Below are 17,040 nucleotides of genomic sequence, written 5' to 3' on the forward strand. Positions count from 1 at the left end.
CCCCACTTTGCGAACTCAGACGCCGTCGGCCCCTCGGGCCTCCAAGGTCGAAGACGGGTCCGGGACGCTGACGGAAAACAGGCTGCCCTCTCCAACGCTGCTGACGCTTCCGTCTTCCTCGCGCATCAGGAAAAGCGCCGAGAGCTGATATTTCCGTGCAAGCGTGCGTCCTCCCTCGGGACCGAGGACCATCAGCGCCGTTGCCCACGCATCGGCCTCGGCACAACTGCGCGCGACCACCGTCACAGACGCGGGCGATGAGAGCAAAGGGGCACCGCGCGAAAGATCCATCGTATGCGAGAGCCTGCGGGCGCCGAGGTCGATCCAGTGACGGTAATCGCCCGAGGTCGCGACGGATGCATTTTCGAGCGCGAGGATCGAATGCGGCGTGCGCCGCAGCGGATCCGGGCTTTCGACGGCGATCGTCCAGGGTGTGGCATCGGGCCTCAGGCCGCTTGCGCGCATCTCGCCGTCGATCCCGACGAGACCGGCCTCGATCCCCTGCGCAGCGAGCGTCTGAGCGAGACGGTCGACCCCGTAGCCCTTCGCGATCCCGTTCAGGTCCAGAACCAGAGGCCCGCGCTTGCGAGCCCTGCCATCGTCGAGCTCAAGCCGCTCGAAGGCGGGTTGTCGCTGCGCGCTCATCGCGGCGCGGATCCGGTCGGGGGCTGCATCCTCGGGGCCGAATCCCCAGGCGGTGACCGCATCCCCGAGACCGATATCGAACGCCCCCTCCGAGGCTTTGCCGATTTCGAGCCCGAGCCGGAGCACTTCGGCGAGCCGCTCGGGCACCGCCACCCATTCACCCTGCGCCGCCGCGTTGAGCCGCATCAGATCGCTGTCGGGTTTCCAGCTGGACATCTGGGCATCGACTTCCTCGACCGCCGCCTGAAGGGCTTCGCGGATCGGCGCGGGGTCGCGCTCGGGCGGGGCGAAGAACAGGGCCGTCCAGCGGGTGCCCATCGTGGGGCCGTGCAGAGCGTGGCGCACCAGATCAGAAGATGTCTTCGACATAGCGTCCCTCCGCTTTCAGTTTCGCCGGACTCAACCCGGTCGCCGCGAGAATATCACGCAGGGCCTCGGAGACCCCCGCAGCCATGTCCCGCCCGCCGCAGACCATGATCCGCGCCCCGCTCTGGACCAGTCGCACAAGTTCGGGCGCATCGGCGCGCATTGCGTCTTGCACGTAGCGTGGTCGCTGGGCGCGCGAGACCGAGGTGACGAGACGCGACAGGCGTCCTTCGTTCTTCCAGTCGCTGATTTCCTGCGCATAGAGAAAATCGCTGTCCGGATCGCGCATGCCGAAGAACAGGTGGATCGGACGGCGTTTCGCGTTTTCGCGCACGAACCCCGCCAGAGGCCCGATCCCCGTGCCCGCGCCGATCAGGATCAGGGGTGCGCGTGAGCGGTCCGGCCGGAAAGCGGGGTTGCGCCGGATGAAGGCGCGCACGCTCTCACCGGGCTCAAGCGCGGTCAGCTGGCCCGAACACAGGCCGCCGGGATGCTTCTTCACCACGATCTCCACAAACCCGTCGCGCCGCGAAGAGGCGAGCGAATAAAGCCGCGGCGCCTGCGCGCCGTCGGGCACGATCGCAACCAGATCGCCCGCGCTGAACCGTGCAAAGCCCGTGCCCGTCAGCTTTTGCCACAGCGTCGGGCGGGGCAGGGCAAAGCGCAGGATCGAGGTCGGAGCCTGCACTTCCGCCCCGAAATCGCGGCGCGACACAAGCGTGAGGTCGGTGGTGGAAGGGAGGACGGGCTGGTGGCACAGATCGAGCTCGACCCCGAGCGCCGCCCCCAAAGCCTGCCCCCAGCGCGCGAAGGTCTGCGGCGACTGCCGGTCGATCGTGTCGTATGGCAGCAGAACCGGCCATCCCGCCGCTTCTGCGGTATCGGCAACCGCTTGGGCATAGGCACAAAAAGCCGGGAAGGTCCGGTCCCCGAAGCCGAGCACCGCGATCGGAATGTCATGCGCGCCGCGATGGGCCGGAAGTGTCTCCAGAAAACCCTTTGCCGAGGAGGGTGCCACGCCGTCACCATAGGTGGCCGCGAGCAGGATGATCCGCTCGGCCCGGGTATAGCGCTCGGGCGCGAAGGACGACATCGGCGCGATATGGGCCTTCTGCCCCGCAGCACCGAGCGCCCGATGCAGCGTCGAAGCAAAGCCCCAGGTGCTGCCGCCTTCGCTGCCGACAAGGATGATGGTGTCGGCGCGTCCGGGCGGCTGGTTGGCACGAATGCGCGGACGTCCGCGCCGCCCCGCCAGCCAGATCAGGACACCCGTGGCGCCCATCGCGGGCACACCAAGCGCCATGATCCCCAGTACCGCGCCCAGCAGGGCGGCACCCTGACCGGTATGAAGTGTGTAGATCGTTTCGGAAATGCGCTGCCACGGGCCGAGATCGGCCCAGGCGAGCACCGCGCCGTTGCCCTGATCGAGATAGCCTGTGCCCCGATCGGTCTTCAGCGTGAATACGTCCGTTGCATCGCCGGGATAGGGAAAGCTCAGGCTCCGCAGCTCCGATACGGGCGTGGTCCCGAGCAAGGCAAGCTCGGCGAGCGGTGCGCCGGTCTCGCCGCTCACCTGCGAGGGGATGGCAAGCGAGGGACCGCCATCGGGGATCAGCTCGAACGTGGAGGCGGTCATCCACAGAGCCGTGGCCGAGGACAGTATCAGACCGACCACGGCGACCCGCGCGATCTCGACATGCACGCGCCCGGGAAGGGGCCCGCGCAGACTGGCGAACCAGTGACGCCAGCCACCTGTACGCCGCGCGACGAGAAACGCTCCGGACACCGAAAGCACCAGCATCGCCGCCGCTCCGAGCGCGCTGATCACGCGGCCCGTATCTCCGAGAAAGAGGGCGCGGTGAAGGTTGGTCAGCCAGCGCTGAAGGGGATCGGGATCGGCCGAAGCGACGCCCTGTCCGGTCGTGGGGTCGATCACCGCCGCGCCGGGTTGTCCCAAGTCGAACCAATAGGCCGTGATCCGCCCCGAAGGCGCGCGCCGGATCTGCTCGAGCCCAGGATAGACCGCCTGAACGCGCTCGGCGAGCGTTGCGACGCTCAGTCCCGCCTCGGCCTGCGGTGCCGCGATCCGCTCCGTGACCGGATAGACCGCGAGCACCGCGCCGCTGAGCGCAAGCACCGTGACAAGAGCGAGGGCGATCAGCCCCGGCCAGCGATGAAACGCGCGGATCATGGCCCTGTCACCTCACATGTCGTAGGCAAAGCTGGCGACGTAGCGACGCCCGGCAACCGGCTTGCCCATGCCATCGGTCGTGAGCGGGACGGCAACCTCGTTGGGGCTGTCGCGCATGTCCTCGACGGCGGCGTCGATATGAAGCGTGTAGCCCGCGTCAAACAGGGCATCCGCCAGATCGAGCGTGATCTCGAGCGTGCGGCCCGCACCGACGCTCGCGCCGGTGATGCCGTTGATCTGCGCCGGATCGCCGCCGGTCGCGCGATACCAGTCACTCAGATGCTCGTAATATTTCGACTTGCCGCCCGCCATCCAGAGGCTGCCCGCATAGGCGCCCGAAGCGTCGGTGACATAGAGCGCGAGATAGGCGCCGTCGCCACCGTAATTGCTGAGCGTCGTCGTCAGCGTGACCGGCCGCGCAGAAGCGAGGCCGGGAAGGGTCAGCGCCGTGCTCAGCGCCAGTGTTGCGAGAAGTGACTTCATCTGGGGTTTCCTTTTTCAGGCGTTGCGTCGCGCGGGTCTCAGTTCACCTGGACCTTCGGCGGGGCGCCGTTGCCGAAGAGGCCGTTCTGGGGCGGGGCGACCGTGCCCGCAGGGGCGGGGTTGCGCGTGGACGCGCCGTAATCGTCATCATCCTCTTCGTCGTCATGCTCCATCTTGAGGACGCGCAGCGTCACCGGATCGACCTTCGCTTCGATCTTGCGCCCCTCGCGGTCGCGGCCTTCGATCTCGTATCGGCCGTCCTCCATCTCGATTTCGCGGACAGTCCAGCCGTTCTCGCGCGCGAGTTGCATCACGGCATCGCGGGACTGCGATTGTCCGCGCGCGGTTTTTTCATAGTCGTCATCGGCAAGGGCCACGCCCGCGGGAAGCAGGGCGATGAGGGAAATTGCGGTCAGGGTCTTACGCATGGCAGGGTCTCCTTTTTCATCTGCTACCGACAATCTGGGGTGTCGACCTGAGCGGTTCCTGACAGCCCGGCACTTTCCGCTTCAGCTTCGCGTCAGGAAAAAAGGCCCCACCTTGTGAGGGCGGGGCCAGTGAGGCCGCAGGACGAAACGGCCTTGGGGTCGCGATCAGGAACGATCAGGCGATATCGCCGGGATCGGGTGCACGCTTGTCGCCGGTCAGCATTGCTCGGGCGAGGTTTTCGCGATGCCGGAAGGAGGCCAGAACCACCCCGCCGACATGCAAGGCGACGAGCAGCAGGACCAGATTGGCGAGAACCTCGTGCGCTTCCTCGAGGGCCTCATTCCCTCCGCCTTCCGCACCTTCTCCGCTTTCGCCGTATTCGCCATCCTCGTCCGCGAAGGCCGGGGTCGCGATCTGCGGCAGCTCGGGAAGCATTGCCAGACGCGCAGGTTCCGCCATGAGCCAGCCGGTGAAGGCTGTGCCCGACAGCGAGATGAGCAGGGCCACGATCATCAGGGCCCCGGCGGGGTTGTGACCGAGATAGCGGCGCTCCTTCCCGCGCAGCATGTCGCCAAGATAGGACAGCGTCGGCCCGGGCCCTCGGAGGAATTGGGTGAACCGGGCATAGCGCCCGCCCACGACCCCCCAGATCAGCCGGAAAGCGATCAGCCCCGCGACTGTGTAGCCGGCGATCTCGTGCACCGGCTGCAACTCGTCAGCCGTAAGCCACGCCGTCGCAAAGGCCGCGACTAGGCCCCAATGGAAGATACGCACCAGCGGATCCCAGACCCGCACCTTGCCTCCGGCGCTTCCGCCGGGATGGGGTTCGTCGTGAAACGTTGCGTCAGTCATGTTTGCCACCTTCACCATCTTCACGGGAACGACTCCGTTCGTCGTCCTCGTATTCGATCTCGAGAATCTGAAGCGTCGAGGGATGAACCTTCACTTCGACGCGGCGGCCCTGTGCATCGTTGCCGTCGATCTCGTAGCAACCGTCATCGATCTTGATACGACGCACGGTCCAGCCGTTCTGCGTGGCCAGCTCGGCCACCGCATCACGCGGCTGCCAATTCGCCATCGGGACGAAACAGTCGTCATCCGCCAGAGCCGTTCCGGCAGGGAACACCGCGAGAAAGGCGAGAATTGTCACTGTCTTCTTCATGGGCCAAACTCCTGTTCGCGGCCAACTCGATGCCTTTCTTCGGCAATCAATCTGACGGGAACCTGAAGCCGCACCGCGCGACGTGTCAGCTTGGCGTCAGCGTGGCGGATCAAGACAGGGAACGAAACAAGAGATGGAACGGAAATGCGCATCCTGCTGATCGAGGACGACACGATTCTGGGCGCCGCCGTGCGCGATCAGATCGCCAGCGATGGCCACTCCGTGGACTGGGTTACGCGGCTCGACGAGGCGGGGGAGGCGATCCGCAGTGCGGGCTATGATCTTGTGCTGCTCGATCTCATGCTGCCCGATGGCCGTGGCATGAGTTTCCTGAAATCCCTGCGCAGCCGGGGCGATGTGAGCCCGGTGATCATCATGACCGCACTCGATCAGGTTTCGGATCGGATCGAGGGGCTGAACGCGGGTGCCGACGATTATCTGGTGAAGCCCTTCGATCTCGCCGAGCTTTCCGCGCGCATCGGTTCGGTCGCGCGGCGCTACAGCGGCAATCCCAATCCGATCGTCACCCATGCCGGGCTTGAGATCGACCTTGCCGCGCGCAGCATTCTGCGTGACGGCAAACCCGTGCAGCTGACGGCGCGCGAATGGGCGCTGTTCGAGGCCTTTCTCTCGCGCCCAGGCCAGCTGCTTTCCAAGGCTCAGCTCGAGGAAAAGCTCTACGCCTTCGACGCGGAGGTGGAGAGCAACACGATCGAGGTCCATGTCAGCCGCCTGCGCAAGAAGCTCGGAGCGCATGTGATCGAGACCGAGCGCGGTCTTGGCTACCGGCTGGGCAAGCCATGAGATTGCCCAGAAGCCTTCAGGCCCGCCTGGGGCTCTCGCTGGGGGTCGTTCTGACGCTCATGTGGATCGTCGCCGCGACGGCAACCGCGCTGATCGTGCGCAAGGAGATGGACGAGGTTTTCGATTCCACGCTTCAGGAAACGGCGCAACGGATCCTGCCGCTTGCGGTCATGGATATCGTCAACCGGGATGGCAACAACGTGACGCAGCGCCTTGCGAGCCTGCGCGACCACGAGGAATTCTTCACCTATATCGTGCGCGACGCGGAGGGGCATATCCTCCTGCAGTCCCACGCAGCTGACCCCTCCATCTTCCCCGACTACGCCGAGCGCGGATTCAGCCAGACGGCCACGCATCGATTCTACAGCGACGCGGCGCTTCGGGACACGGTTCGCATCACCGTCGCGGAACCGCTTTCTCATCGGGCGCGGATTGCGCGGGAGATCGCGCTCGGCCTCGGGCTGCCGCTGCTGATCGTGGTCCCGCTTGCCTTGGCGGCGGTCATTCTGGCGGTGCGGACGAACCTCGGTCCCTTGCGGCGATTCCGCACCAGCCTCGAAGCGCGCAGCGCGCGCGATCTCACCCCCATTCCGACCGATGATCTGCAAACCGAGATCGCCCCTGTCGCGGCCACGCTCAACAATCTTCTGGGCCGGTTGCGTGAAGGCTTCGAAGCCGAACGAAGTTTTGCGTCCAACGCTGCGCATGAGCTGCGCACACCCCTTGCGGGCGCCATTGCGCAGACGCAACGCCTGAGCGCGGAAACCAGCGATCCCGTCGCAAAGGCGCGTGCCTCGGATATCGAAGCGACGCTCAAGCGGCTCACACGGCTCTCCGAGCGCCTGTTGCAGCTGGCGCGTGCGGAGGGCGGCCCCCTGCGACTGGACCGAAGCGCGGATCTGCGCGTCGCAGCCCGGCTCGTCGTCGAAGACCTCGCCCGCGGTCTCGAACTGGGACGCATCGCTTTGGATCTGCCGAACGCGCCGGTCATTTCAGACCTCGATCCCGACGCCTTCGGAATCGTGTGCCGCAATCTCGTCGAAAATGCCCTCAAACACGGGGCGCGGGACAAACCCGTCTCTGTGCGCCTGACCCCGGACGGCGTTCTGAGCGTGACGAATGACGGCCCCGTCATTCCCCAGGAGACGCTTTCGCGCCTGACCGCGAGGTTCGAGCGCGCCGGAAGTACGAATGACGGCAGCGGATTGGGGCTTGCGATTGTCGCGGTGATCGCCAAGCGGATCGGAAGCCCGCTTTCGCTGACTTCACCCCCGCCCGGGAGCGTGTCCGGTCTTGAGGTGCGGATACAACTCCCCGTGAACTCCGCTTGGGCAAAGTGAGCTTTTGCGGCATTTCCGGAGCGGGGGAGGCGCGGGTTTGCCGGGTTTCGCTCAAATGAAAGCCCGTTGTCGGCGCGATCTGCGCCCCGGATTTCTTTAAATTTGCCTTTGATTTCGGCGCATGTGGCGATCGCGTGATCATTGCCTCACGGATATGTTCACTTGAGCATCGCGGATTATCAAAAGAAAATTGACTACGTGGTCCAGTCTGCCAAAGTCCTGTTACATGATCCGCATAAAGGGTCGCCGATGCCGGAGCCAACTGGCAGGGCACATCCGTCGAGAGACGTCAGATTCGGAGAGACAGGACCGCAAGGTGCGGCACCGCTCTTCATGAACGGGGAGAGACCTGAAAATGAACTTCAAATTCCAATACCTCGCGGCAGTCAGCGCTGTGGCTCTGGCGGCGAGCGCCGGCACCAGCTTCGCCGAGAGCCTCGATGACCTCTATGCCGCCGCGAAAGAGGAAGGCAGCCTGACCACGATCGCGCTGCCCCATTCGTGGTGCAACTACGCCGGCGTCATCGAGGGCTTCAAGCAGAAGTACCCGGGCATCACCGTGAACGAGCTCAACCCTGATGCGGGCTCGGCCGACGAACTCGAAGCCATCCGCGCGAACAAGGACAACAAGGGCCCGCAGGCTCCCGACGTGATCGATGTCGGCCTGTCCTTCGGCCCGGCGGCCAAGGAAGAGGGGCTGATCCAGCCCTACAAGGTCTCGACCTGGGACACGATCCCCGCCGATGCGAAGGATGCCGAAGGCTACTGGTACGGCGACTATTACGGCGTGCTGTCCTTCGCGGTGAACAAGGACCTCGTCGACAATGTTCCGCAGGACTGGTCGGACCTTCTCAAGCCCGAATACGCCAACTCGGTGGCGCTGGCGGGCGATCCGCGTGCGTCGAACCAGGCGATCCTCGGCGTTCTGGCCGCGGGCGTGGCCGCAGGCGGCGAGCCGGGCAAGGCTTCGGGCGAAGCCGGCCTCAACTACTTCGCCGAGATGAACAAGAACGGGAACTTCGTCCCCGTCATCGGCAAGACCGGCACGCTCGCGCAGGGCGCGACGCCGATCGTGATCGAGTGGGACTATAACGCGCTGGCCGGTCGTGACACGCTCAACGGCAACCCGCCGGTCGACGTGATCGTGCCGCAATCGGGCGTCGTCGCGGGCGTCTACGTTCAGGCGATCTCGGCCTATGCGCCGCACCCGAGCGCCGCGAAACTGTGGATGGAGTATCTCTATTCGGACGAGGGTCAGCTTGGCTGGCTCGAGGGCTATTGCCACCCGATCCGCTTCAACGACCTGTCGGCCAACGGCAAGGTCCCGCAGAAGATGCTCGACGCCATGCCGCCCGCGGAAGGCTATGCCAAGGCGGTCTTCCCGTCGCTCGACGCTCAGGCTGCGAACAAGGAAGTCGTGACCGGCGGTTGGGACAGCGTCGTCGGCGCGAACGTCCAGTAATCGAGGCTCTTCTCTCACCCCGCGCCATGGTGCGCGGGGTGAATTTTTCGACATTTCTGCAAGACGAGGCTCGATGCATAGCCGCAAGCTGCCGCTGACCTGGGTGGGGATGGTTCCCTTCACTCTGTTCGCGCTTTTGTTCCTGATCGCGCCGACGATGTATATCGTCATCGGGGCCTTCCGTACGGTGGACGGAGGCTTCACGCTGTCGAATCTGGTGAATCTGTTCCAGCCAACGATCCTCGCGAGCTACTGGATCTCGATCAAGATCAGCCTCGCCACGGCGCTGGTGGGCTGTCTCGTAGGCTTCGCGCTGGCCGCCGCCGTCACACTGGGCGGTTTGCCCAAGTGGCTGCGCGGGCCGGTGATGACCTTTTCGGGCGTGGCTTCGAACTTCGCGGGCGTTCCGCTGGCCTTCGCCTTCCTTGCCACGTTGGGGAGGCTGGGCCTCGTCACCGTGCTGCTGAAGTCATGGTTCGGTTTCAACATCTACGCTCATGGCTTCAACCTGCTGAGCTTCTTCGGCCTGACGCTGACCTATCTGTTCTTCCAGATCCCGCTGATGGTGCTGATCATCACCCCGGCCCTCGACGGTCTGAAGCGCGAATGGAAGGAAGCGGCCAGCATCCTCGGGGCGACCGGCTTTCAGTACTGGCGCATCGTGGCGCTGCCGATCCTCTGGCCCGCTCTGCTGGGCACGCTGGCGCTTCTCTTCGCCAACAGCTTCGGCGCGGTGGCGACCGCCTATGCGCTGACCGGTTCGTCGATGTCGATCGTGCCGATCATGCTTTACGCGCAAATCCGCGGTGACGTGCTGCAAGACCCGCATCTGGGATATGCGCTGGCCTTCGGGATGATCGTAATCACCGGGCTTGCCAATCTCGCTTATGTCTGGCTGCGCGTGCGCTCCGAGAGGTGGATGAGATGATCTCCAAACGGTTCTGGTCCTGGCTCGCGCTGGCCTTCGGTATTCTCTATTTCGCCCTGCCGCTTCTGGGCACTCTGGAGTTCTCTCTGCGCGCACGGCGCGGGGTCTATTCGCTCGATGCCTATCGTTCGGTGCTCGCGGACCCGCAATTCCGCGAGACCTTCACCTATTCGGTGGTGATGGCGATCTTCACCATCCTCGTCGGCGCGCTGATCGTGGTGCCGACCGCGTATTGGGTGCGGCTCAAACTGCCGAAATGGCGCCCCGTGGTCGAGTTCATCACCCTGCTGCCGCTGGTGATCCCGCCCATCGTGATCGTGTTCGGCTATATCCGGCTTTACAACACCTCGTCTTTCCTGCCGCTCACCGGCTCGATCACGGGGACCAATATCCTGCTGATGCTGGGCTATGCGACGCTCTCGCTGCCCTACATGTATCGCGCCGTCGATACGGGGTTGCGCACGATCGACGTGGCGACCCTGACCGAAGCGGCGCAAAGCTTGGGCGCGGGCTGGGGCACGATCCTCGCACGGGTGATCCTGCCCAACGTGCTGGTGGCGGTCCTCTCGGGCGCCTTCATCACCTTCGCCATCGTCATCGGCGAATTCGTCCTCGCCTCTCTTCTTAACCGGCCGGCCTTCGGCCCCTACATGCAGCTGACCGGCGCGAACAAGGCCTATGAGCCCGCAGCGCTCGCGGTGATCGCCTTCTCGATCACCTGGATCTGCATGGGGCTCATTCAGCTCGTCACCCGGTTCTCCAAACATACGAATGCAAAGCGGTAACCCATGGCCTCTCTCGAGATCGAACATCTGGAAAAATCCTTCGGCGCGAACCGCGTGGTGAAGGATTTCAACCTCTCCATCGCAGAGGGGGAATTCATCTCGCTGCTCGGTCCGTCGGGCTGCGGCAAGACGACCGTTCTGCGGATGGTGGCGGGCTTCGAGCACCCCTCGGGCGGTGCGATCCGCATCGGCGGGCAGGACGTGACCGCGCTGCCTTCGAACCAGCGCAATATCGGGATGGTGTTTCAGGCCTATGCGCTGTTTCCGAACCTGACGGTCGCGCAGAATGTCGGCTTCGGGATGCGTGTGGCGGGACGGTCGCGTGCGGAAATCAAGACGCGCGTGGCGGAAATGCTCGACCTGATCGGCCTGCCGGATCTTGGCAACCGCTATCCGTTCCAGCTCTCGGGCGGGCAGCAACAACGTGTGGCGCTGGCCCGCGCGCTTGCCATCCAGCCGCGGGTTCTCCTGCTCGACGAGCCGCTCTCGGCGCTTGACGCAAAGATCCGGGTAAGTCTGCGCGAAGAGATCCGCGAGATCCAGCGCCGCCTGGGTATCACGACGATTTTCGTGACCCACGATCAGGAAGAAGCGTTGTCGATCTCGGATCGGGTCGTGGTGATGAATGGCGGCGTGGCCGAACAGATCGGCGCGCCTTTCGAGATCTACAATCAGCCCAAGACCCGCTTTGTCGCGCAATTCGTGGGCACGCTCAACGCGCTCACCGCGCAGGTGGCCGATCCCGCGCGTGGTGCTTTGCGTGTGGGCAGCACCGAGGTGATCCTCGGCGCACCCGTCTCGGCGGACACGAACGCCGAGGTGACCCTGGCGGCGCGGCCCGAAGTGCTGGCGCTGGGGCGCCGGGAGGGGAACGACACGATCTTTTCGGGCAAGATCGCCGAGGTGCATTTCCTCGGCTCGATCCTGCGCGTGAAGCTGGAGGTGGAAGGCCAGACGATCGCGCTCGACACCTTCAACCGCCCCGGAAACCCGCCGCCCGAGGTTGGCTCCCTGGCGGAGGTGAGTGTCGCGAGCCGGGATCTGCTCGTGCTCGCGGACTGAGATCGCTGGGACCAGCCTCTGGCGCGGAGTTGCCTTCGGGCTGGCCTGTTTCTTCACCGGTTGGACGGATGGACGAGGCATCGCGCGAAAACGGTGCGGGATTGGGCACATCCGTCAGGGGGCGTCGCACCGGCTCAATGTGAACCTTCGATCTGTTCCCGAAATTCCGTGTAAGGATTCATTTCGTGTGTCCAACAGGGTAGACGAGCGGTATGTGTCGACTGCCCACCGAGCTGCAAGATCGGGAACGCGCTCGTCCATGGGATCGCTGTTGCGCCGAGGGCTCTCTGCCGAACGCGATTGATCTCAAGAGGCACAGGGATGCCGTGCCTGCTGGCAGGCGGTGCCGTCCAGCCTCTCGCCGCCGCCGCGACGGTGGATTTCGGCTTGCACCCCTCTGATCTCCGAGGCCGTTGAAACACCCTGTCCGGGGGAAGGGGGCGCGCGGCTATCAGCCTGATTTATGCAACAAAACCCGTCGTGACCCTTAAAATTCGCGCCCTCATCCCCCAATTGTGATCAGTTCCCGAACCCAATCGTGACGAGGGCGAAAGCCGATGACAGAGACCCCCAGAAGACTGAGCGCGGCCGAAACGAAGGGCCTGCGCACCGCAAAGGAGCTGGAGGGCCATCTGGCCTGGCTCGACACGATCACGCCCGCAGCACTCGGCGTGCTGGCGATCGCCTCGGGCATCTACACCTATCTAGGCGTCTCCTCGATCCTCGAGGATACCGGCGCGATGAGCTTTTTCGCGGCGCTTGCCTATTCGATTGCCGTCTCGGTCGGGATCTTCGTCTTCTGGAGCTACATGCTGCGGCTCTTGCCCGCGATGCGTACGGCGAGCGGTTTCGTCGGGCTGACGGTCTCGACCATGGTCGGCTCGCTCGCCATCGTCGCGATGTCGAGCTGGCTCAACGCGGCGGCGCTGGCGGGATCGGCGGCGGTCGAGCAGCACCTCGATACCACGGTGCGCGATTATCAATCCGCGCTCGAGCAGGCCCATGACATCGCCCTTTCCGCGCAATCGCTGGGGCGCGAGGTCGAACGGGCGCGCGACGCTTTCGAGGCGCTGGCCGAACAGGAGCAATCGGGCCAGTTGTCAGGCGCGGCAGGCCGGGGCGCGGTGTTCCGCGTTCTGACCCAGAAAACCGAAGAGCTTGCCAATCTCGAAGAGCAGATCCGCGCCCAGCAGCCGCAGATCGACGAGGCCTTCGAGACCGGCAACCAGATCTTGGGACGGATGCGCGCGCTGATCGTGGCCCCCGGTCCGGTCGAGAAGCGCTCGGTCGAGTTTGCGGAACAGAGCGTGCGGCTTGCTGGCGTGATCGCGCGGCTCGACCAGCTCTCCGTGGCCCCGCTGGTGGCGCGGGCGGCGCAGGATCTGCCCGCTTCTGTCGTGCTGCCGGAACTTGACGGGCGCACAACCAATGTCCGAGACGCGCAATCCTCGACCATCGATTCCGTGCTGGAGGCGCTTGACCAGCGCGGCCGCACGCTGGAGCGCGCCGCCGATGAGGTGCTGGCGCGCGATCCGCCGATCCAGACCGCCTACAACCCGATCACCAGCGCCGAGGCCGTGATCCGCTATGCGGGTAGTTTCGTGCCTTCCTGGGCGGGGGCGATCGCGATCGACCTTCTGCCCGCCGTTCTCGTCTTCGTTCTGGCGGTGACGCAGGCCGCGATCCGTTCGGGCCGCGACGGTCTGCCGATCGAGGCGACTCTGACGCTGGCCGATTTGAAAGCCGCTCTCAACGCGATGCGCGACGTCGAGCAGACGATGGGCGGGGCCGATGCCGAGATCCGCAAGCGGGTGTCCGGGCTTTCCGACACCGAGCTGCCCGACGCCCCCGACGCGCCGCCCCGCGCCACAGAGAGTTGAGCGATGCGCCTGTCGTTTCCGAAGCTTGCGCATCTTGATATCAGGCGCGGGCTGATGATGGTTCTGTGGCTTCAGGTCGCGATTGCCGCGGTGATGATCGCGGGTGATTGGCTGGGCCGCAATCCGCCCGGGGCGCCTTCATCCGTGCCTGGCATGAGCGACCCGGTCGCGCCGGGCGATCAACGCCGCCGCTTTGATCCCGACCGGCCCGTGCCGCGCCGGGATGCGCCTGCACTGCCGCCGGGGATCGATCTGCCTTCGACCTACCCAGACCGTCTCACCTTCGAGCGCAAGACTATCGAGGGTTTCGGAGATGTGCTTCTCCTGAACGGCTCGATCGCGACGGGCGATGCGGATCGCCTCTCGAGCTATCTCGACGGGGCGTCGACTGAGGATCTTCCCGCGACCGTCGCGCTCAGCAGCCCGGGCGGGCAGGTGATCGAAGCGCTGGCCATCGGGCGCATGTTGCGCGAGGCAGGCAAGAACACCGCGATCCTTCCGGGCATGGCCTGCATGTCGGCTTGCCCCTATATCCTCGCCTCTGGTGAACAGCGTCGTGTCTCCCCCGAGGGCTATGTCGGGATGCACCAGCATTACTACGACGAGAACCTTTACATGCCCGCCTATTTCGCGGTGGAGGAAATCCAGCGCGGACAGGGGCGCACGATGGAATATCTGATCGACATGGGCGTCGATCCCGGCGTGATGATCTATTCGCTCACCACCCCGCCGGAAGACATCTACATCCTGCTGCCCGAGGAATTGCTCGACAGCCGCCTCGCGACCGAGATGCTCGACTAGACGCGGCTTAATCCGGCAGCGCGCCGCAGAAGCCGCCGCTGGCCACCTGACCCGAGCCCAACGCGAAAGCGGGCGGGGCATGATAGGGGTTGAGCGGCGCGGCGAGCAGGTCGGCGGCGATCAGGGCGAGAAGGCCTGCGATTGCAATAAGGGCGGTGCTCTTGCGGGTCATGCGCGCGCCTCCAGCCCGAGGATCGGGCGCAGCCGAATGCCGAGGAAGGCGCCCGCGAATGCGGCCGCGAACCAGACCCAGCCGTGAAGGCTGCCGGTCGAGATGCCAGAGAAGAAGGCGCCGACGTTGCAGCCGAAGGCGAGCCGCGAGCTGTATCCCAACAGGAAGCCCGCCACGACAGTTGCGACCCAGGCGCGGGCCGGGTAGCGCGGAAGCGCCTGCGACAGACCGCCTTGCCGCCATGCCGCGACCCCGAAGGCCCCCGCAATCAGCCCGATATCGGTGAGCGAGGTGTAATCGGTCAGCAGGTTCTCGTGCAGTCGGGTGACCGATCCCGGCGCGCTCCAGAAGGCCGAGCCGGACAGATCGATGCCCGCGCCCTGGACCCCTTTCGCGACCCAAAGTCCCAGCCCGTAGACCACGCCCCAGGGCTGGCCCGCGACGACCAGGTTGCCGATGGCGAGCGCGGCGAGCACGAGCGCCGCAATCACGTAGCGCCGGGGCAGGGCGCGCGATCCGGGCTTGCCGAGCGCGAAGGCCACGCCCGCGACGAGCGCGAGCAGAACCAGCGTCACCGCAAGCCCCGTCGTGCCGCGCAGGGTCAGGATCGGCAATGCGCCGAGCGAGGTCCACCAGATCAGACCGTAGGCGCCGAAGAAGCTGCCGATGGCGAAGAACGGAAGCGCCAGCAGGCCGACCGGATTGCCCGAGCCCGCGTTGACCAGCGTCCCCGAGCCGCACCCCAGGACCACCTGCATCGCCGCGCCGAAGACGAAGGCGCCACCGACCATGGCCCAGCCGATCGGCGCCTGAGCGCCGGTCAGTTCACCCGGATGGCTCGACAGAAGCGGGATCGCCACGATGGACACCAGCGCGATCGCCAGAAGCTGTGCCAGAAGCCCCGCCGGTTCACGCCGCAAGATCATCGCGCGCCACGGGCCGGCAAAGCCGAAGCGCAGCCCCTCGAGAGCAATGCCGAAGCCCAGACCGATGGCCAGCAGAAAGCCGTAACGCGCCCCGCCCAATAGCGTGAGCGCGCCAACCGCGACCAGCGCGGCGAGCACCAGCGCCGCCCGCCGAAGCGCCGTGGCGGATCCGCTGCTCGCCTCAAGAACCGTGCTCGTCATTTCAGCCCCCGGTCAACTGGTTGAGCAGGTTGCGCAGCAGGCCGGGTTGGTTCTCCATCGCGCCGTCAGTCGCTGAATATTCGACCATCGAACCGGGATAGAGCTTCACGTTCTCGATCCCCGCCAGCTCGGAGAGCGCGAACCATTCGGTCGCGGCCCAATGTCCGGTGTTGCAAAAGGAGACGACCTCTTCGCCATCCGCTATCCCGAGCTTGGCCTTCAGCGTCGCCGCATCGACCTGGCGGTCGATCACCGTCGCACCGGGGCGGAAGAATTGGGTATAGGGCAGGTTCTCGGCCCCTGGCAGCGTCCCGGGGCGGGCTGCAGCACCATGTGCGGATTTGCCCTTGTAGAAGGCGGGCGGTCGCGCATCGACCAGGACCGCGCGGCTCTTGCCGTCGACGATACCGCGCACCGCTGGCGTTTCCGCGGTCCAGCGATCGTCCCAGTTCAGCGACAGATCGGTGGGCATCAGGGTCTCGGTGGCGGTCGAGATCGGCAGCCCCGCATTCGCCCAGGCGGTCGTGCCGCCGTTGAGAATCGACAATTCGGTGAAACCCGTGCTCTTCAATGTCCAGTAGACCCGTGCCGCCGCGCCGAAATCGGTATCGGTATCGCCTTGCGCGATGATCACGATCGGGCGGTCGGTCTCGAGCCCGATTTGTTCGAAAGAGGCCTCGAGCTTGGCAAGTGGCGGCACTTGACCGGGATTGTTGTCGGGGCCGCGAAAGATCGAATAAGGCGCGTAGACGGCCCCCTCGACATGGCCCTTTTCATAGACCCCGACGCGGATATCGAGCAGCACCGGATCGAGATCCGCCAGCTCCGCGTTCAACTCGCTGGGGGTGACGAGCGGGCCGAGATGCGCGGCGGCGAGAGGGGCTGCACCAAGGAGGCTCGCGCCGACGAGCGTGGTGGCGGCGATGGTGGCGAGAAGGTTCATGGGTGACCTCGCGAGATGGAATTTTCTCCCAGATCGGGCGAAAATAACGCCAGATCAAGGGGCGGCGTCGTCTCTGACAATAGGGGTGGCGGGAAATCATTCCGATTTGCGTGGCGGCGATGGCAAGGCCGTCTTTCTCGCGCGCCTGTCGCGAACATCCGCCCCTGCACGCCGGGGCTAGGCGTGACGCTGTTCTTATTTGAGCAAAGTCGTGAGAGTTGCCTCCCGTGCCCGCCAGCTTGTCATTTTTCCGAACACCGCCAGGGATGCGTGAGCGAAAAGGGCAATGCCAGAAAACGGCTCGGCCTGCGCCCTTCTTGTCGATGCGGGCGGATCACCTTTGCGTGCTGGGGCGGCGCGTCCACCGTTTGCGCCTGATAGGCTCAGGTCTTGCCGCATGAGGCCTGATACAGGCGGCGCGGCGATCCGGCCTTCCGACGTGTGGGGGGATGAAGAGACC

At 65.3% G+C, this 17,040-nt stretch carries 17 protein-coding genes; 8 read left to right on the forward strand and 9 right to left on the reverse strand.

Annotated elements, in window-relative coordinates; translation table 11 throughout:
• Positions 1-15: 15 nt before the first annotated feature.
• The 6 genes from BMG00_RS16435 to BMG00_RS16460 all read right to left on the reverse strand — a co-directional run bounded on the left by BMG00_RS16435 (position 16) and on the right by BMG00_RS16460 (position 5,276).
• Complete coding sequence (locus BMG00_RS16435; protein WP_078530305.1) at positions 16-1,014, reverse strand: FAD:protein FMN transferase; 999 nt, start codon at positions 1,012-1,014, stop codon at positions 16-18.
• Entirely contained in the window at positions 995-3,202 is a 2,208-nt protein-coding gene (locus BMG00_RS16440; protein WP_078575114.1) for a PepSY domain-containing protein, read from the reverse strand. The genes BMG00_RS16435 and BMG00_RS16440 overlap by 20 nt, the downstream gene beginning before the upstream one ends.
• A gap of 12 nt (positions 3,203-3,214) precedes the next feature.
• Positions 3,215-3,685, reverse strand: a complete 471-nt coding sequence (locus BMG00_RS16445; protein ID WP_078530307.1) for a DUF2271 domain-containing protein — start codon at positions 3,683-3,685, stop codon at positions 3,215-3,217.
• A gap of 38 nt (positions 3,686-3,723) precedes the next feature.
• Positions 3,724-4,113 (reverse strand): PepSY domain-containing protein, encoded by a 390-nt coding sequence (locus BMG00_RS16450; RefSeq protein WP_078530308.1) that lies wholly within the window; start codon positions 4,111-4,113, stop codon positions 3,724-3,726.
• Positions 4,114-4,288: 175 nt separating this feature from the next.
• Positions 4,289-4,966, reverse strand: a complete 678-nt coding sequence (locus BMG00_RS16455) for a cytochrome b/b6 domain-containing protein (RefSeq protein ID WP_078530360.1) — start codon at positions 4,964-4,966, stop codon at positions 4,289-4,291.
• On the reverse strand, positions 4,959-5,276 hold the full coding sequence (locus tag BMG00_RS16460) for a PepSY domain-containing protein (RefSeq protein WP_078530309.1): 318 nt from the start codon (positions 5,274-5,276) through the stop codon (positions 4,959-4,961). Before BMG00_RS16460 ends, BMG00_RS16455 begins: the two co-directional genes overlap by 8 nt.
• Positions 5,277-5,420: 144 nt before the next feature.
• Here BMG00_RS16460 and BMG00_RS16465 point away from each other — a divergent pair, with 144 nt between their 5' ends.
• The 8 genes from BMG00_RS16465 (at position 5,421) to BMG00_RS16500 (ending at position 14,338) form a co-directional block, all read left to right on the forward strand.
• Complete coding sequence (locus tag BMG00_RS16465; RefSeq protein WP_078575116.1) at positions 5,421-6,080, forward strand: response regulator transcription factor; 660 nt, start codon at positions 5,421-5,423, stop codon at positions 6,078-6,080.
• Positions 6,077-7,420, forward strand: coding sequence for an ATP-binding protein (locus BMG00_RS16470; protein ID WP_078575118.1), 1,344 nt, complete (start codon positions 6,077-6,079; stop codon positions 7,418-7,420). Before BMG00_RS16465 ends, BMG00_RS16470 begins: the two co-directional genes overlap by 4 nt.
• A gap of 355 nt (positions 7,421-7,775) precedes the next feature.
• Positions 7,776-8,882, forward strand: a complete 1,107-nt coding sequence (locus tag BMG00_RS16475; RefSeq protein ID WP_078575119.1) for an ABC transporter substrate-binding protein — start codon at positions 7,776-7,778, stop codon at positions 8,880-8,882.
• Positions 8,883-8,955: 73 nt separating this feature from the next.
• Complete coding sequence (locus tag BMG00_RS16480) at positions 8,956-9,810, forward strand: ABC transporter permease (protein WP_078530313.1); 855 nt, start codon at positions 8,956-8,958, stop codon at positions 9,808-9,810.
• Entirely contained in the window at positions 9,807-10,595 is a 789-nt protein-coding gene (locus BMG00_RS16485; RefSeq protein ID WP_078530314.1) for an ABC transporter permease, read from the forward strand. The genes BMG00_RS16480 and BMG00_RS16485 overlap by 4 nt, the downstream gene beginning before the upstream one ends.
• Positions 10,596-10,598: 3 nt before the next feature.
• On the forward strand, positions 10,599-11,657 hold the full coding sequence (locus BMG00_RS16490) for an ABC transporter ATP-binding protein (RefSeq protein WP_078575120.1): 1,059 nt from the start codon (positions 10,599-10,601) through the stop codon (positions 11,655-11,657).
• 557 nt (positions 11,658-12,214) lie between these two features.
• Positions 12,215-13,537: a hypothetical protein gene (locus BMG00_RS17840; protein WP_245795069.1), complete on the forward strand. Its 1,323-nt coding sequence runs from the start codon at positions 12,215-12,217 to the stop codon at positions 13,535-13,537.
• Between the two features lie 3 nt (positions 13,538-13,540).
• A complete protein-coding gene (locus BMG00_RS16500; protein WP_078575121.1) occupies positions 13,541-14,338 on the forward strand; it encodes a COG3904 family protein in 798 nt (265 codons plus the stop codon).
• Between the two features lie 7 nt (positions 14,339-14,345).
• Here the strand turns inward: BMG00_RS16500 and BMG00_RS17735 are convergent, their stop codons facing one another.
• From BMG00_RS17735 to BMG00_RS16510, 3 genes are read right to left on the reverse strand one after another with little or no spacing between them, the layout of a single operon-like run.
• On the reverse strand, positions 14,346-14,510 hold the full coding sequence (locus tag BMG00_RS17735; protein WP_169836829.1) for a hypothetical protein: 165 nt from the start codon (positions 14,508-14,510) through the stop codon (positions 14,346-14,348).
• On the reverse strand, positions 14,507-15,637 hold the full coding sequence (locus tag BMG00_RS16505) for a YeeE/YedE thiosulfate transporter family protein (protein ID WP_078575122.1): 1,131 nt from the start codon (positions 15,635-15,637) through the stop codon (positions 14,507-14,509). The genes BMG00_RS17735 and BMG00_RS16505 overlap by 4 nt, the downstream gene beginning before the upstream one ends.
• Before the next feature lies 1 nt (position 15,638).
• A complete protein-coding gene (locus tag BMG00_RS16510) occupies positions 15,639-16,580 on the reverse strand; it encodes a sulfurtransferase (RefSeq protein WP_078575123.1) in 942 nt (313 codons plus the stop codon).
• Positions 16,581-17,040: the final 460 nt, after the last annotated feature.

This window comes from Thioclava marina (assembly GCF_002020135.1).
GTDB classification, from domain to species: Bacteria; Pseudomonadota; Alphaproteobacteria; order Rhodobacterales; family Rhodobacteraceae; genus Thioclava; species Thioclava marina.

Bases quoted from the DNA above. Each gene is read 5' to 3' on its own strand.
- BMG00_RS16505 (WP_078575122.1), bottom strand. From the start codon at position 15,637: ATGACGAGCACGGTTCTTGAGGCGAGCAGCGGATCCGCCACGGCGCTT.
- BMG00_RS16485 (WP_078530314.1), top strand. From the start codon at position 9,807: ATGATCTCCAAACGGTTCTGGTCCTGGCTCGCGCTGGCCTTCGGTATT.
- BMG00_RS16435 (WP_078530305.1), bottom strand. From the start codon at position 1,014: ATGTCGAAGACATCTTCTGATCTGGTGCGCCACGCTCTGCACGGCCCC.
- BMG00_RS16450 (WP_078530308.1), bottom strand. From the start codon at position 4,113: ATGCGTAAGACCCTGACCGCAATTTCCCTCATCGCCCTGCTTCCCGCG.
- BMG00_RS16460 (WP_078530309.1), bottom strand. From the start codon at position 5,276: ATGAAGAAGACAGTGACAATTCTCGCCTTTCTCGCGGTGTTCCCTGCC.
- BMG00_RS17735 (WP_169836829.1), bottom strand. From the start codon at position 14,510: ATGACCCGCAAGAGCACCGCCCTTATTGCAATCGCAGGCCTTCTCGCC.
- BMG00_RS16500 (WP_078575121.1), top strand. From the start codon at position 13,541: ATGCGCCTGTCGTTTCCGAAGCTTGCGCATCTTGATATCAGGCGCGGG.
- BMG00_RS16465 (WP_078575116.1), top strand. From the start codon at position 5,421: ATGCGCATCCTGCTGATCGAGGACGACACGATTCTGGGCGCCGCCGTG.
- BMG00_RS16490 (WP_078575120.1), top strand. From the start codon at position 10,599: ATGGCCTCTCTCGAGATCGAACATCTGGAAAAATCCTTCGGCGCGAAC.
- BMG00_RS17840 (WP_245795069.1), top strand. From the start codon at position 12,215: ATGACAGAGACCCCCAGAAGACTGAGCGCGGCCGAAACGAAGGGCCTG.
- BMG00_RS16510 (WP_078575123.1), bottom strand. From the start codon at position 16,580: ATGAACCTTCTCGCCACCATCGCCGCCACCACGCTCGTCGGCGCGAGC.
- BMG00_RS16480 (WP_078530313.1), top strand. From the start codon at position 8,956: ATGCATAGCCGCAAGCTGCCGCTGACCTGGGTGGGGATGGTTCCCTTC.
- BMG00_RS16440 (WP_078575114.1), bottom strand. From the start codon at position 3,202: ATGATCCGCGCGTTTCATCGCTGGCCGGGGCTGATCGCCCTCGCTCTT.
- BMG00_RS16475 (WP_078575119.1), top strand. From the start codon at position 7,776: ATGAACTTCAAATTCCAATACCTCGCGGCAGTCAGCGCTGTGGCTCTG.
- BMG00_RS16455 (WP_078530360.1), bottom strand. From the start codon at position 4,966: ATGACTGACGCAACGTTTCACGACGAACCCCATCCCGGCGGAAGCGCC.
- BMG00_RS16445 (WP_078530307.1), bottom strand. From the start codon at position 3,685: ATGAAGTCACTTCTCGCAACACTGGCGCTGAGCACGGCGCTGACCCTT.
- BMG00_RS16470 (WP_078575118.1), top strand. From the start codon at position 6,077: ATGAGATTGCCCAGAAGCCTTCAGGCCCGCCTGGGGCTCTCGCTGGGG.